This is a genomic window from Caballeronia arvi (genome assembly GCF_001544695.2).
GTDB lineage: Bacteria > Pseudomonadota > Gammaproteobacteria > Burkholderiales > Burkholderiaceae > Caballeronia > Caballeronia arvi.
The window spans coordinates 246,487-260,278 of the sequence record NZ_FCOM02000004.1; the positions used below are offsets into that span (position 1 = coordinate 246,487).

Annotated in this window: 12 protein-coding genes; 2 read left to right on the forward strand and 10 right to left on the reverse strand. The window is 60.7% G+C overall.

What is annotated here, in order from left to right:
- Window positions 1-61: 61 nt before the first annotated feature.
- The 4 genes from AWB74_RS07425 to AWB74_RS07440 all read right to left on the reverse strand — a co-directional run bounded on the left by AWB74_RS07425 (window position 62) and on the right by AWB74_RS07440 (window position 4,791).
- The gene (locus AWB74_RS07425; protein ID WP_061146190.1) at window positions 62-853 is read right to left on the reverse strand and encodes a hypothetical protein; all 792 of its coding nucleotides are present in this window, start codon (window positions 851-853) and stop codon (window positions 62-64) included.
- Between the two features lie 310 nt (window positions 854-1,163).
- A complete protein-coding gene (locus AWB74_RS07430) occupies window positions 1,164-2,288 on the reverse strand; it encodes an L-talarate/galactarate dehydratase (RefSeq protein WP_061146126.1) in 1,125 nt (374 codons plus the stop codon).
- 48 nt (window positions 2,289-2,336) lie between these two features.
- Window positions 2,337-3,656, reverse strand: coding sequence for an MFS transporter (locus AWB74_RS07435; protein ID WP_235024505.1), 1,320 nt, complete (start codon window positions 3,654-3,656; stop codon window positions 2,337-2,339).
- 58 nt (window positions 3,657-3,714) lie between these two features.
- Window positions 3,715-4,791 (reverse strand): Ldh family oxidoreductase, encoded by a 1,077-nt coding sequence (locus tag AWB74_RS07440; protein ID WP_087038878.1) that lies wholly within the window; start codon window positions 4,789-4,791, stop codon window positions 3,715-3,717.
- A gap of 105 nt (window positions 4,792-4,896) precedes the next feature.
- Between AWB74_RS07440 and AWB74_RS07445 the strand changes: the two genes are divergently transcribed.
- Complete coding sequence (locus AWB74_RS07445) at window positions 4,897-5,805, forward strand: LysR family transcriptional regulator (RefSeq protein WP_061146127.1); 909 nt, start codon at window positions 4,897-4,899, stop codon at window positions 5,803-5,805.
- A 28-nt stretch (window positions 5,806-5,833) separates the two neighbouring features.
- Here the strand turns inward: AWB74_RS07445 and AWB74_RS07450 are convergent, their stop codons facing one another.
- On the reverse strand, window positions 5,834-6,994 hold the full coding sequence (locus AWB74_RS07450; RefSeq protein ID WP_061146128.1) for an L-talarate/galactarate dehydratase: 1,161 nt from the start codon (window positions 6,992-6,994) through the stop codon (window positions 5,834-5,836).
- A 38-nt stretch (window positions 6,995-7,032) separates the two neighbouring features.
- Window positions 7,033-8,337: an MFS transporter gene (locus AWB74_RS07455; protein ID WP_200821940.1), complete on the reverse strand. Its 1,305-nt coding sequence runs from the start codon at window positions 8,335-8,337 to the stop codon at window positions 7,033-7,035.
- Window positions 8,338-8,556: 219 nt separating this feature from the next.
- Here AWB74_RS07455 and AWB74_RS07460 point away from each other — a divergent pair, with 219 nt between their 5' ends.
- Complete coding sequence (locus AWB74_RS07460; RefSeq protein ID WP_061146129.1) at window positions 8,557-9,597, forward strand: LacI family DNA-binding transcriptional regulator; 1,041 nt, start codon at window positions 8,557-8,559, stop codon at window positions 9,595-9,597.
- An 8-nt stretch (window positions 9,598-9,605) separates the two neighbouring features.
- On the opposite strand, the gene AWB74_RS07465 is transcribed toward AWB74_RS07460, so the two are convergent.
- Genes AWB74_RS07465 through AWB74_RS07480 form a run of 4 tightly spaced genes read right to left on the reverse strand, consistent with a single transcriptional unit; the run spans window position 9,606 to window position 13,747 of the window.
- The gene (locus tag AWB74_RS07465; protein WP_061146194.1) at window positions 9,606-11,240 is read right to left on the reverse strand and encodes a choline dehydrogenase; all 1,635 of its coding nucleotides are present in this window, start codon (window positions 11,238-11,240) and stop codon (window positions 9,606-9,608) included.
- A gap of 2 nt (window positions 11,241-11,242) precedes the next feature.
- Window positions 11,243-11,536: a cupin domain-containing protein gene (locus AWB74_RS07470; RefSeq protein ID WP_061146130.1), complete on the reverse strand. Its 294-nt coding sequence runs from the start codon at window positions 11,534-11,536 to the stop codon at window positions 11,243-11,245.
- 41 nt (window positions 11,537-11,577) lie between these two features.
- Entirely contained in the window at window positions 11,578-12,441 is an 864-nt protein-coding gene (locus AWB74_RS07475) for a glycine betaine ABC transporter substrate-binding protein (RefSeq protein ID WP_061146131.1), read from the reverse strand.
- Window positions 12,442-12,490: 49 nt separating this feature from the next.
- The gene (locus tag AWB74_RS07480; protein ID WP_061146132.1) at window positions 12,491-13,747 is read right to left on the reverse strand and encodes a M24 family metallopeptidase; all 1,257 of its coding nucleotides are present in this window, start codon (window positions 13,745-13,747) and stop codon (window positions 12,491-12,493) included.
- Window positions 13,748-13,792 lie beyond the last annotated feature (45 nt).

Here is a 13,792-nt window from a genome sequence, read left to right on the forward strand (position 1 = left end):
ATGCGGCGATCGATGTCCGCCAATCCACTGTATGCGGCTTCAATTAGGTGAACGTGAGGGGTCAGGGCAATCGGATAAACGGGCTGTTCAGATACGGCGAATCCTGGAAGCGTTCGGGTGCGCGTTCGCGAAGGAATTGCTGGATCTTGCTCGCGGTCGGCGAGACCTTGAGCTCGGTAATCATCGACAAGGTTGAGCCGGCCGGAAGCGACACGCTCTGGTTGAACAGCGGATTGAAGCCCGCAAACGACACGACAGGAAGCACCGAGACCTGACCGAATGGCGGCGGCGTTTCCGTGATCGGGCCATTGACGATGACCGTAACCGTCGTGCCGATGACATCGAGCCCGCTGTAATCCGGCACTTCGAGGCTCGACTGGGTCGGCTTGAAACCGAGCCCCGCCAATGAAAGCGATACGGCCGAAGTGCCTTTGTTCAAGATATCGACTTTCTCGGTGAGGCGGGAAACGAGCGTGCCGGAGGCATCGCCTTCGACCGCGTAGACGACTCCGCCGACCACCGTGCCGGAACTCGCGCTCGTCGCGTAGCCGAGCATCGGACCCTGAACATGGATCTGATTCGCACTGACGTGCGCATCGGAATGCATATGGCCGATATCGAGAAACGTGGACGGACCCGACGGATAGACCAGAATGCGCCGCCCATCGACGGTCCATTCGAGTGTTCTCAACAACTGCACGGGATCGCTGGGTGTCGAGAGGTTGTAGATCGGATCATCGCGCGTGACTTTCAGCGTGGAGTTGTTGCTCGACACGCTGACACTTTCCGCGAGCGCGACGCACGGCAGCGCCATCAACGCTAACGAACTCAGCAGACACGATTTCGCTCGCATTTCAACCTCCGTCGTCATGCGAAATGTCGCGGAAAAGGACGCCGAACGAGGGCGGATATGACCGTTCGTTCGGGTTCTTTTTGAATGCTTGCGAATTGCCTTACGAATCGGCGTTCCCTAACAGAGACGTTAGTGCACGCAATTTAAATTACAAGGCGCTGACATGAATTTCGATCGTTTGATTGAAGTGCAGAATGCGTAGACGGTTGGCGTAGGCTGCCGTGAAAATTCGGTGCGGAACCGCGCTCGAGCGAGTGCAAATACGCGCCACGTTCGCATGAGCAGCAGAATCCCTCGTTGAAGCATTACCTCAGATGCGAGCGTGCGCCACGCGCCAGTGAAGCGCCTGCTCGGAAAGGCTGAAACCGACGCCCGGCCGGGTCGGCAGGATCATCAGTCCGTCCTTGATTTCGAGGCGCTCGTTGAACGCGGGCTCCAGCCACTCGATGTGCTCGACCCACGTTTCGTTCTGGAACGCCGCGGCCACATGGACATGCTGCTCCATGACGAAGTGCGGCGCGAGCTTGAGCCGATGCTGTTCGGCCTGCGCCATGATCTTGAGAAACGGCGTGAATCCGCCGACGCGCGGAACGTCGGGCTGAAGGAACGTGACGGAGCGGTTATCGATCAGGTTCTGCACTTCGGCCGCGCTGCTCAGCATTTCGCCCGTGGCGATGGGCGTCTTCAGCTTCTCGGCGAGTCGCGCGTGTCCCGCGTAATCGTATGCGCTCAGCGGCTCTTCGAGCCAGATCAGGTTGAACTCGTCGAGTGCGCAGCCCGCGCGCAATGCGGTCGTATAGTCCCACTGCTGATTGGCGTCGACCATGATCGGCACGCTCTCGCCGACATGCTTGCGAACCGCGCGCACCCGTTCGATATCCTTCGACAAGTCCGGTTGCCCGACCTTCAGCTTGATACCGCCGAGACCTTTATCGAGCGACGTCTCGACGTTGCGCAGGACTTCATCCAGCGTCGCGTTCAGGTAGCCGCCCGACGTGTTGTAGCAGGGAATCGCCGTTCTATAGCAGCCGAGAAATTTGCCGATAGACAGATCGACGCGCTTCGCCTTCAAATCCCACAGCGCCGTGTCGAAAGCGGCGATTGCCTGCACCGCGAGACCGCTGCGACCGATCGATGCGCCCTGCCAGGCGAGCTTTTCCCAAAGACGGCCGATGTCGTTGGGGTCTTCATCGATCAGAAAGGGCGCCAGTTCCTGAGCGTGCGCGAAGATCGCCGCGCTCCCCGCGCGCAATGTGTAGCTGAAGCCGAAGCCACGCGCGCCGTGAACGGTCTCGATATCGGCTGTCAACACCGCCACATGTGAAAGCGGCTTCTGGCGGCCGGTCAGAACCTTCGCATCGCTGACGGCGCTTTTCAGCGGAACCTGGATGAGAGAAAGCTCGACGTGCCTGATCTTGTCGTCGTGATGCGCCATTTACTTCACCTCTAATGATTAGAATTTCGTTGTCCGTATTGGGGAACGTTACTCGACGTTCAGCCGCTTGACCGGACCCATGAGCAGCGTGTACGAAAGGACACCGATGAGCGACACGATCGCGCAGAAGCCAAGCGCCCACTCGAACGATCCCGTTTTCTGAACGATGAAGCCGATGGTGATCGGCGTAACGATGCCGGCGATATTGCTTGCGAAGCTCGCAATGCTTCCCGTCATGCCCACGAGCTTCAGCGGCGAGATTTCGGAAAGGATCACCCACGTCGTCGACGACATGCCTTGTGCGAAGAATGCGAAGCACAGGATGACCATCACGACGGAGTTCGATGTCGTGAAGTTGGCGAGGACGATCGAGCCCGTCAGCAGGAGGCCGATGACCATCGGAATCTTGCGCGCGGCCGTCACCGAGAAGCCTTTTCGAACCATCCAGTCGCCCCACCATCCGCCGAACATCACGCCGACAGCCGCCGCAAGATACGGACCGATCGCCGCCGCCCCGGCATGCAGCATCGTCATGCCTCGAGCCTGGATCAGATACGTCGGAAACCACGTGAGGAAGAAGTAGAGCGTCGTGGTCGCGGCGAACTTGCCGATGCACACGCCCCACATCTGGCGAAAGCTCAGCAGCTTCAGACATTGATCCCAGCTAAAGCCCTCGCTCTTGTTTGCCGCGCCGCCCGCGGCCTTGCCTTGCCGGATGTACTCGAGTTCTTCCTTGTTGGCGAGCTTGCTGTCGCCCGGTTCGCGATAGAAGAGAAACCAGACCACCGCCCAAAGCAATCCGACGACACCCGACGACAGGAACACGCCGCGCCAGCCATAGCGCTCCGCGATGTAGAACTCCACCGGCGTGAGAAGCGCCGTGCCCAGATAGATGCCCATCGAGCACATGCTTCCCGCGACGCCGATCTCGCGCTGAGGAAACCACGACGTCGCGACCTTGTTGTTCGCGGGGAACGCGGGCGCCTCGGCAGCACCGACGCCAAAGCGCAGCCCGAAGAGCGAAGCGAAACCGCCCGCAAGAATCTGCAGCGTCGTCGCGAGCGACCAGGCGGTCAGACAGAGTCCGTAGACGAGTCGCGTGCCGAAGCGGTCGAGCAGATACCCGCCCGGAATGGTGGCGATCGCAAACGCCCACGAGAAGGACGAGAAGAGAAAGCCCATCGCCACGGGCGATATGCTGAACTCTTTCGAAATCAGCGGCGCGACGACCGACATGTTCGCGCGATCGAGATAATTGATGATCGTGCCGATGAACACCAGCCCAAGCATCATCCAGCGGATATTCGTGCGTCCCTCGGTTCTTGCAAGTTCTTGCGGTAGGGCCGCTGCGGTTGCGTCGTCTTTCATGCTGTCTCCATCTATTGATTTTGGTCCTGCGCGTCACTACCGTCTTTACGTCGGTCCGTCACTCGAGAATGCGGTCATCGACGTCGAGCTTCGACGCCCAGCTTCTCAACGTGGAAACGGTCGAAGGCGACAGGACGATGCCGTCACGGCGGCTCTGCTCGATATTGCGCGAAGCCTGTTCGCCGGGAAGCCGCACGGGCCTGGCCGGATCGATCGGATCGTTGGCATGGCACTGCGCGACGAAGAAATCCATCTGTGCGATCGACGCTTCCGCGCCTGCAAATGCCGCCGGATCGATGATCTGGAGATAGACGCTTGCGCCCCAGCGCGTCGGCGCGTCCATGCGCCCGAAGCCCGACAAGCCCTGAGTCAGTGCCTCGACCATCAGCGCCAGGCCGAAGCCCTTGTGGCCCGACTCTTCGCCGCCCAGCAACATCAAACTGCCTTTGCGTTCGCTGCGTTCCATGACGCCCGGATCACGCGTCGGTGTGCCATCGGCATCGAGAAGCCATGCGTGATCGAACAGCTCGCCTGATGCCGCTTTCTGGCGCGTCATCGAGACGGTCGTGATCGACGCGCAGGTGTCGACCAGCACGGGATAACGGCTCGTCGGAAAAGCAAACGCGAACGGATTCGGGCTGAACAAGCCCTGCTTGCCGCCGAACGGCGCGACAAGTTTCGTGTGCGGACCGGAGGACGCGATCATCGCGTAGTAGCCCCGGTCGGTGGCCTGCTTCGCGAGCGCGGCGAGACAGCCGATGTGATGACTTCTGCGCATCGCGAAGGTGAAGACGCCGCAATCGGCGATGCGTTCGAAACCGAGCGACAGGGCTTCCTGCATGAGCCACAGGCCGGGAAGATAATGTCCGTCCCACACGACCGTCGCGCCCAGGTCGCGCACGACTTCCGGCTTTCCTTGAGCGGTCATCCTTCCGTTCGTGAGTTCTTCGAGGTACGGGCTGCATTGAGCGAGACCGTGCGTCGAGCGCCCCATCATGTCGGTCAGAACGAGCAGGCCGGCGACAGCGCGCGCCTTCTCGCGTTCCATGCCCGCTGCGTGCAGCAGATCATGGGCCAATAGCGTCAGCTCTGTTTCGGAGCGGCGGATTGCTTCAACGGTTTCGATGGTTGACATAGGTTGGGCGTGCACGGGTGGTTGCCAGTTGATGCACCACGATATCGAGTAATTCCGATACCGAAAAGGCTTGCTTGGGCATCGGTTGATACTTATTCTGTATCAATGATCACCTATATCCAGTTGCGCTGCTTCCTCGCGGTCGTCGACGAAATGAACTTCCGACGCGCGGCCGAGCAGTTGAACATGACCCAGCCGCCGCTGACCCGGCACATCCAGGCGCTCGAACACGCGCTCGACTTCGACCTGTTCGATCGTGGCGGACGCAACATTCGTCTCACGCCTGCGGGCGCCGCGTTCGCGCGATCGGCGAGGCTCATCGTCGGGCAAACGAATGCGGCTGTGATCGACGCGAGGCGCATCGCGTCGGGAGACGAAGGTTCTTTGACAATCGGTTTCACAGCGGCATCGAGCTATCACTTCCTGCCGCGATTCGTGAAGCTGCTGCGGGAGCGGATGCCGAGCGTGTCGTTGACCCTGCGCGAAATGACGTCGGCGCAGCAACTCGACGCGCTGCGTTTGCAGCAGATCGACATCGGGCTGTCGCGGCCACCGATCCTCGAACGTGGCATTCGCTCTGTCTGCGTGTTTCGCGAGCCGCTCGTGCTCGCCGTCGCGAAGGAGCATCGGCTTTCACAGCGGCCGAGTGTCGCCGTAGCCGACCTGGCGGGTGAAAGTCTCATTACCTATCCGCCCGTCGAGGGCGCGTATTTTCATGGGCTGATCACCGGACTGCTTCAGGCCATGAACGTACGCGTGGCCGAGACGCAGCACGTCACTCAGACGCACTCGATACTGGCTCTGGTCGGCGCCGATCTGGGCGTGGCGCTCGTGCCGCGATCGGCCGAGAGCATCCACTTCGACAATGTGATCTTTCGGCCATTGGTCGAAGCGCACGCCGTCAATGCGGAACTGGTCCTTGCCTGGCGAGACGACACGGGCAACCCGGTCAGCGAAACGGCGCTGCGCTATCTGACCGAGTTCTTCAGCACCGCCGCCCGCTCGTTGCCGTAGCGATCCGCGCCTTGCGTCTGCCTCCGGATCAGGCGCGCGTGCCGATCTCGGCTTCCTGCGCCGTCCATCCGGCGACGCGATCGCTCAAACTCAGGCCGAGACCGGGACGGGTCGGCACGATCATGCGGCCGTTCTTCGTCTCCAGGCGCTCGTTGAAGAGCGGCTCCAGCCATTCGAAGTGCTCGACCCAAGGTTCGCGCGGATAGCACGCCGCGAGATGCACGTGGAGTTCCATCGCGAAGTGCGGCGCCAGCATCAGTCCCGCGTGGTCCGCGAGCGTCGCTACCTTCAGGAACGGCGTAATGCCACCGACGCGGGGCGCGTCCGGCATCAGATAATCCGCGCCGCGCTGACGGATGAACTCCCAGTGCTCCGACACGCTCGTCAGCATTTCACCGGTGGCGATAGGCGTGTCGAACTGTGCGGCGAGGGCCGCGTGGCCTTCCGCGTCGTAGCAATCGAGCGGCTCTTCGATCCAGATCAGGTTGAACTGTTCGAAGATGCGGCACATGCGCTGCGCAGTCGGGCGATCCCATTGCTGATTGGCGTCGACCATCAGCGGGAAACTGTCGCCGAGATGCTTGCGAACCGTCTGGACGCGGTGAATGTCGATCGCGCAGTCCGGCTGCCCGACCTTCAGCTTGATGCCGCCAATGCCCTTCTCGCGCGAGGCGTCGGTGTTGGTGAGCAATTGGTCGAGCGGGGTATGCAGGAAGCCGCCGGACGTGTTGTAGCAGCGCACGGAATCACGATGCGCACCGAGCAGCTTCGCGAGCGAAAGGTTGGCGCGCTTCGCCTTCAGGTCCCACAGCGCGACGTCGAAAGCACCGATCGCCTGCGCGGCCATCCCGCTTCTTCCCACCGACGCGCCCGCCCACGCCAGCTTGTCCCACAGCCGCGCGATGTCGCTCGGGTCTTCACCGATCAGCGTCGGCGCGATTTCCTTTGCGTGCGCGAACTGGCCGGGCCCGCCTGCACGCTTGGAATAGCTGAAGCCGAGACCGCGATGACCGTCGGCGGTTTCGATCTCGACGAAGAGGATCGCGATTTCCGTCATCGGCTTCTGGCGACCCGTGAGCACCTTGGCGTCGCTGATCGGATTGGCGAGCGGAAGAAACGTGGAGGCGACGCGGACCCACTTGATCGAGTCGTTCGACGTAGCAGCGATGAGCGAAGAAGTTGCGTTCATGATTTTGCTTCCTTTGACTATTCGAAAGTGCGGACGACTCAATGGCCGTGGCGCGGTTTGAGCGGTGCCGTGACGCGTTCGTGAGGTGCATTGTCGTGATCGTCCGGATCCAGACGCTGCAGCTTGCCGACGATGAACAGATAAGAGCACGCGCCGAGGATCGACAGCGCAGCGACATAAGTCAGCGCCACTTCGAACGATCCCGTGCTCTTGATCATCCAGCCGATGGCAAGGGGCGTGACGATGCTCGCGAGATTGCCGCAGAGATTGAAGATGCCGCCGCTGATACCCATTGCATGCTTGGGCGACACATCGCCGACGATGCACCAGCCGAGATTGCCGACGCCCTTGGCGAAGAAGGCGATCGACATCACGAGAATCACGATCGTCGTCGATTGCACATAGTTGGCCACCACGATCGTGCTCGACAAAACCAGTCCGCAGATGATCGGCGTTTTGCGCGCGGCGGTGAGGCTGAAGCCGCGCTTGAGCATCCAGTCGGACCACAGGCCCCCGATGAGCCCGCCTATGCAGCCGGCTACCGCTGGCAGCGCGGCGACGAGACCGACCTTAAGGATCGACATGCCCTTCGCTTCGATGAGGTAGGTCGGAAACCAGGTCAGGAAGAACCAGGTGATCGACGTCAGGCAGAACTGGCCGATATAGACGCCGATCATCATGCGGTTCGCCGCGATCGCGCTCACCTGCTTCCATCGGAATGGCTGCGGGCTGTCGCCCATCGTCGGGAGGCCGCCGCCCGCTGCGATGTACTCCAGCTCCGCCGCATTGACGCGATGATCGCGCTGTGGCTCGCGCACGGATCGCAGCCACCACAGGCCGATCAGAATACCGACGGCACCCGTGGTGAAGAACACGTAATGCCAGCCCCACGCGCTGACCGTGAAGGTCATGACCGGCGTGAAGACCGCCAGTGCGAAGTATTGCGCAAGCTGGAACACGGACGTTGCCAGGCCGCGCTCGGCGCTTGGGAACCACATCACGGTCAGGCGGCTGTTGCATGGGAATGCCGGCGACTCGGCGATTCCCATCAGGAAGCGAAGCGCGAAAAGCATCGCGAACGCCGACGCGAAGAGATGCACGAAGCCCTGAAGGAAGGTCAGCGTCGACCAGAGAATCAGGCTGATGCCGAGCACGATTCGCGCGCCGAAGCGGTCGAGGATGAGACCGCCCGGAGTCTGCATCGCCGTGTAGGCCCAGCCGAACGCTGAAAACGCGATGCCCATTGTCAGCGCGTCGAAGCCGAGGTCGTGCCGCATGCTCGGTGCGGCAATCGAAAGCGTCGCCCGATCCACGTAGTTGAACACGGTCACGATGAAGATCATCGCAAGGATGAACCATCGCACTTTCGTGCGATTCGCGCCGCTCGGGGCGCTGGACGACTGGATTGCCACGCTTGTCTCCCTGACTGACATGCGATAGATGATACAGTGATTGCGCAATCATTCAAGGCGGTTTGATTGCGCAATCATCCGTGTTTTCCCCGATGACGATCGAGACTCCGACGCATCGGCGACCCGGCGTGTTCGTGTTCTAATTCCGACATGACGAAGAAAACTTCCAGACAGACATCGCTTTCCGCGCAACCGGAGAGCGTGACGCTCATCGACGTTGCGAAGGTAGCAGGCGTTGCGCCGATGACAGTATCGCGGGCGCTCAATCGCCCGGAACTGGTGCGCAGCGACACGCAGAAGAAAGTTCTCGATGCGGTGCGAGCCACGGGCTATGTGCCCAACATGCTGGCCGGAGGACTTGCCAGCAGCAAGAGCCGGCTCGTCGCCATCCTGCTTCCGACGATCGCCAGCTCGATCTTCGCCGAGACCGTTCAGGCGCTGGTGGACAAGCTGACGGAGGCGGGCTACCAGACCCTTCTCGGCCTCACGGCGTATTCGACGGCGCGCGAAGAGGCTCTCGTCGAGGCGATTCTCGGCCGGCGTCCCGACGGAATCGTGCTTGCGGGCACCAGCCACACGAAGGCCACGGTCGACCGGCTTACGAAGGCCAGAATCCCCGTCGTGGAAATCTGGGATCTGACGAACAAGCCGATCGACACGGTCATCGGCTTCTCACACGAGGAAGTCGGCAGGAAGGTGGCCCGGCACCTTCTGGCGAAGGGCTACCGGAAATTCGGCATCGTTTCCGTCGATGACCCCAGAGGTCTGCGTCGCGGAAAGAGCCTGATCGCGGAACTTCGCAGACAGGGCATCACCGATACGGCCTTCAAGATTCTCCCGGCCCCTGCCACCCTCCAGGCAGGGCGACAAGGCGCTGCGCTGCTGCTGGACGAAGACCGGCCCGATGTCATCGTTTGTAGTTCGGACACGCTCGCGCAGGGCGTCCTGGCCGAAGCGGCCAGCCGGAAAATGTCGGTGCCGCGTGACGTCGCGGTGATGGGCTTTGGCGATCTCAGCACCGCTGCACACGTCTACCCTTCGCTTTCGACGGTGCGTGTCGAAGGCACGACCATCGGAATGAAGACGGCGGAGACTTTGCTGTCGCGGTTCGAGGCAGATCGTTCAGGTACCGACATTGAGGCGCGAAGAATCGATACCGGTTTTTCTATCATCGATCGGGAGAGCGCCTGAGCAGGAAGTCACGCAACGAACTTGAGCGCTTCGGTACGCATCGTGGGTCGCCCGAGCACGAGATCACTTGCCCGCTCGGCCAGCATGATCGTCGCAGCGTTGATGTTCGCGCTGGGCACGGACGGCATGACGGATGCATCGATGACACGCAGCCGCTCGACCCCGATGACTTTCAGATCGGGGCCTACCACGGCCGACCGGTCATGCTTCGCTCCCATCCTGCACGTTCCACACGGGTGATATGCGCTCGACGCGTCCATCCTGATGAAGTCGTCGACGGCGGAGGTCGTGCTTACATCGACGCCCGGCATGTCCTCGCGGTAGTGAAAGCGGCGGAATGCAGGTTGGCGTGAAAACAGGAGGCCGAGCCGTACCGCTTCGCGCATCACGCGCCAGTCTTCTTCGGTGTCCATGTAGTTCGGATCGATCGAGAGCGGGTCTTCCGCCTGACTCGACTTGAGCCGCACACGTCCGCGACTGGTCGGACGCATCGGTCCTACGCCGATGCGATATCCATTCGTTTGCCGCGTAGGTATCCAGTCCTTGTTGAAGAACACCGGGAAAAAATGGAACTGGATATCCGGATGCCGAATGTGCGGCGCGCTTTTCAGAAAGGCGCCGACGTGACACTGGTTGACCGATGCAACACCTGACTTGAAACCAAACCACTGCACGCCGGCCCATAGCATTCGATGAAGCTGCAACTCGCGGTTGAGCGAAACAGGTTCCTTGGTCTCGATCTGAATGTGACATTCCAGATGGTCCTGCAGATTTTCGCCGACTCCGGGCAACGCGATTCGCGGCACGACGCCTTTTTCCTTCAGATGATCGGCCGGACCGATTCCCGACAACATCAGCAGTTGCGGGGAACCGAAAACACCTGCGCAAAGCAAAGTCTCCTTGCGTGCCGTGACGTTCACGACAGAGCCGCCGTGCAGCACCTTGAACCCGGTCGCCCTGTTGCCGATGAGAGTGATCTGCTTGAGTGCGCTCTGCGTCCAGATCGTCAGGTTGCCATCGTCCTTGCGCGAGTGAAGATAACCGTACGAAGCGCTGTTGCGGATACCGCGATCGACACTCATCTCGAAGCGCGACACACCTTCCTGCCGGTATCCGTTGACGTCGTCGGTGAGTGGAAAGCCAGCTTCGACGCCCGCATCGAGAAAGGCCTGGTTGAGCGGACAGAGATGCTCCTGCCGCTGCGCGTGAATGAAACCGTCGGTACCCCGATAAGCGCTGCTGACATCACTCCGCTCGATCTTCCGGAAGTACGGCAGACAGTTCTCCCAGCTCCAGCCCGTTGCGCCTTCCTGCTCCCAGCGCTCATAGTCGAGTGGATGACCGCGAAGCCATGTCATGCCGTTGATCGAAGACGAGCCACCGAGCACGCGGCCACGCGGCTGCTGGATGCGGCGGTTGCCGAGGTTGCGCTGCGGCTCGGTCTCGAACCAGTAGTTGTAGCGCGAGCTCGGCTTGAAAATCGATCTGAGGCCAGCGGGCATGCGAATCATCCACGAATCGTCACGCGGCCCCGCTTCGATCAGCAGCACCCGATTACCTGCATCGGCGAGCCGGCGCGCGAGCACGCAGCCGGCCGAACCCGCGCCGCCGATGACATAGTCGAACTCCACGGCCTCGCTCATGATCATGCTCCGTCGTGATACGTATAGCGCGTTTCGATGGGCGCGAAGATGTCCCACAGCGCCTCTGCGCCCTCGCCGATGGAGACGAAGTCGCCGCCTTCGATATCGAGCTGCACGCCATGTGCGAAGCTCAGCCGCGCCCGGCCTTTGACGACGTAGAACGTCGCGCCCGGTACATAGCGATGCTGGAACGTGCTGCTATCGCAATGCCAGGTTTCCCAGCCGGCGATCATGTGTTCGATGTCGGCGGGCGCGCGTTCGCTGGAAATGGTCGGAGTGGTGCTGAAAGCGTTCATGTCGGATGTGCAGGGTTGAGTTGATTTCGATGCGTCGAGATTTATTTCATCCATTGCTGAACCAGCGGACGATTCGCATCGATCCAGGCCTTCGCGCCTTTCTCCGGGTTCGATACACCTTGCTTGATGATTTCCGACATCAGGCTTCCCAGCGAGTTATCGTCCATTTTCCATTGCTGTAACCACCGCTCGACGTCGGGATGCTGCTTCCTGAATGCCTGAGTTTCGATTCCATAGATCGAGTCTGTCGAACCGTAGGCGCCCTTCGGGTCCTTCAGATACTTGAGCTTGTATTTGGACCAAATCCAGTGAGGTTTCCAGAGCGTCACGACGACAGGCTCCTTGCGCTGAATCGCCCGTTCCAGCGACAGGACCATCGCAGACTCGGACGATGACTGAACGTCATAGTCGAGCTGATAGGTCGTCTTCGCCTTCTCCGTCAACTGCATGAGGCTGCTGCCGGCATCGATACCGACGATCTTCGGACGGCCACTGGAAGCGAAGAGGCTTTTGTTCGCATTCAACTGATCGATGCTATCGACGGCAACATAGTCAGGAACGACGAGGCCCAGATTCGCCTCCTTGAACCACGGACCAATTTGGACCACTTTGTCTTTGACTTTATCGAACGCGGGCTTGTCGCCTGCCGGGAGCCAGACTTCGAAAGTCAGGTCGATTTTTCCCTGCGCGACGCTGTTATAGATCAGCGCCTTGTCCGCGTTCTGCAACTGAACCTTGATGCCCTTCTCGTCGAGAAGCAGCTTCCACATATTCGCGACGGCAATGTTCTCCGCCCAGTTGTTCACGCCGATCGTGATCGACTTATCGTCCGCGCGCGCTATCGCGCCATTCACGAGAAGTACTAAGGGCAGTAACCACTTGAACCATCCCGGCAACTTGTTCATTTCCACGCTTCCATTTGAGGGTTGAAATCGTCGACGATATGCGGCGCTTTTATCGCAGCAATGCTTCTTCGAAGGGGAAAAGCGAGAGCAGGCGCGTTCCCGTCTCCGTCACGAGCAATTGCTGTTCGAGCTTCACGCCTTCCTGTCCTCCCTCCTCGCCGATGTAGCTTTCGACGCATAGCGTCATGCCCGGCTGAATCTCGCCGTCATAGCCCGATGCGGGAAAGTCCGCGTGATGGTAGAGATAGGGATATTCGCCGGTCATGCCGCACCCGTGCGCCGACAGGTAATAACGATTCGCGTGATACTTCCGCGGGATATTCCAGGCCTTGTCGCTGTACTCCCTGAAGGTCATGCCCGGCCGGATGATCCCGATGTTGTGATGCACCTGCTCATGAGCGAGCTTGTAGATCGTGCGCTGGTTCTCGCTCGGCGTATCCGGCCCGGCGTGAAAGGTGCGGGAGAAGTCGGAGTAGTAGCCATGACAGCCGACGACATCGGTGTCCAGCGCGATCAGTTGGTTCGGCTCGATCACATGACTCGATGTTTCCTGAAACCACGGATTGGTTCGGCGCCCGGCACTCAACAAGCGCGTCTCGACGTAGTCCCCATCCTGCGCAATGACCGATTGGTGAAGCACGGACCAGAGTTCGCTTTCCGACATGCCGGGCCGAATCGCGTCGCGAAGCTTTCCGACCGCCACTTCGGTCGCCCGAAGGGAAGCGATGACGCACTTCAGTTCCTCGGCCGATTTGATTGCGCGCGCCATTTCGATCGGCTCCTGCGCATCGACCAGACGCACGCCATGCCCGGCCAGCGCGATTGCCGCTCCGGCGTTCATGCGTTCGATACCGACCGTGGGCTTGTGTCCGACGAGCTCGGTCAGCGTGGCCGCCATATCGGCCGCCCATGCCTTTTCCCGCGTCGCGATGGCCGGACCCGCCGCGACGAAACTGGCAGTCGATGAAGGACGCACTTCGTCGATGGTCTCGAGACCGTCGGCCAAATGCTCGCATCCGGTGAACTCGAACAGAATCGTCCGGCTCTCCGTGACGATGAGATAGCGCGACGGCGTGTTGCGGGCGCAAAAAATCTGCATGTTGCGCGCGCCTGTCGCGTACCGGATGTTCACCGGATCGCTGATGATCAAGGCGGCGATATCGCGCTTTCGCATTTCGGCCCGAACTCTGCCGAGACGATACGCCCGCACTGACGGAAGGTCGATGTCCGAGCCGTCAGAAGCGCGATCGAGTGACTGTAGATCGGACAGATCGTGGCGCTCGCGGTGCCAGTTTAGCGTTGTCATAGAAACGTCCAGATGGGGAAAATACCAACCTCTAGTTATGAGCCG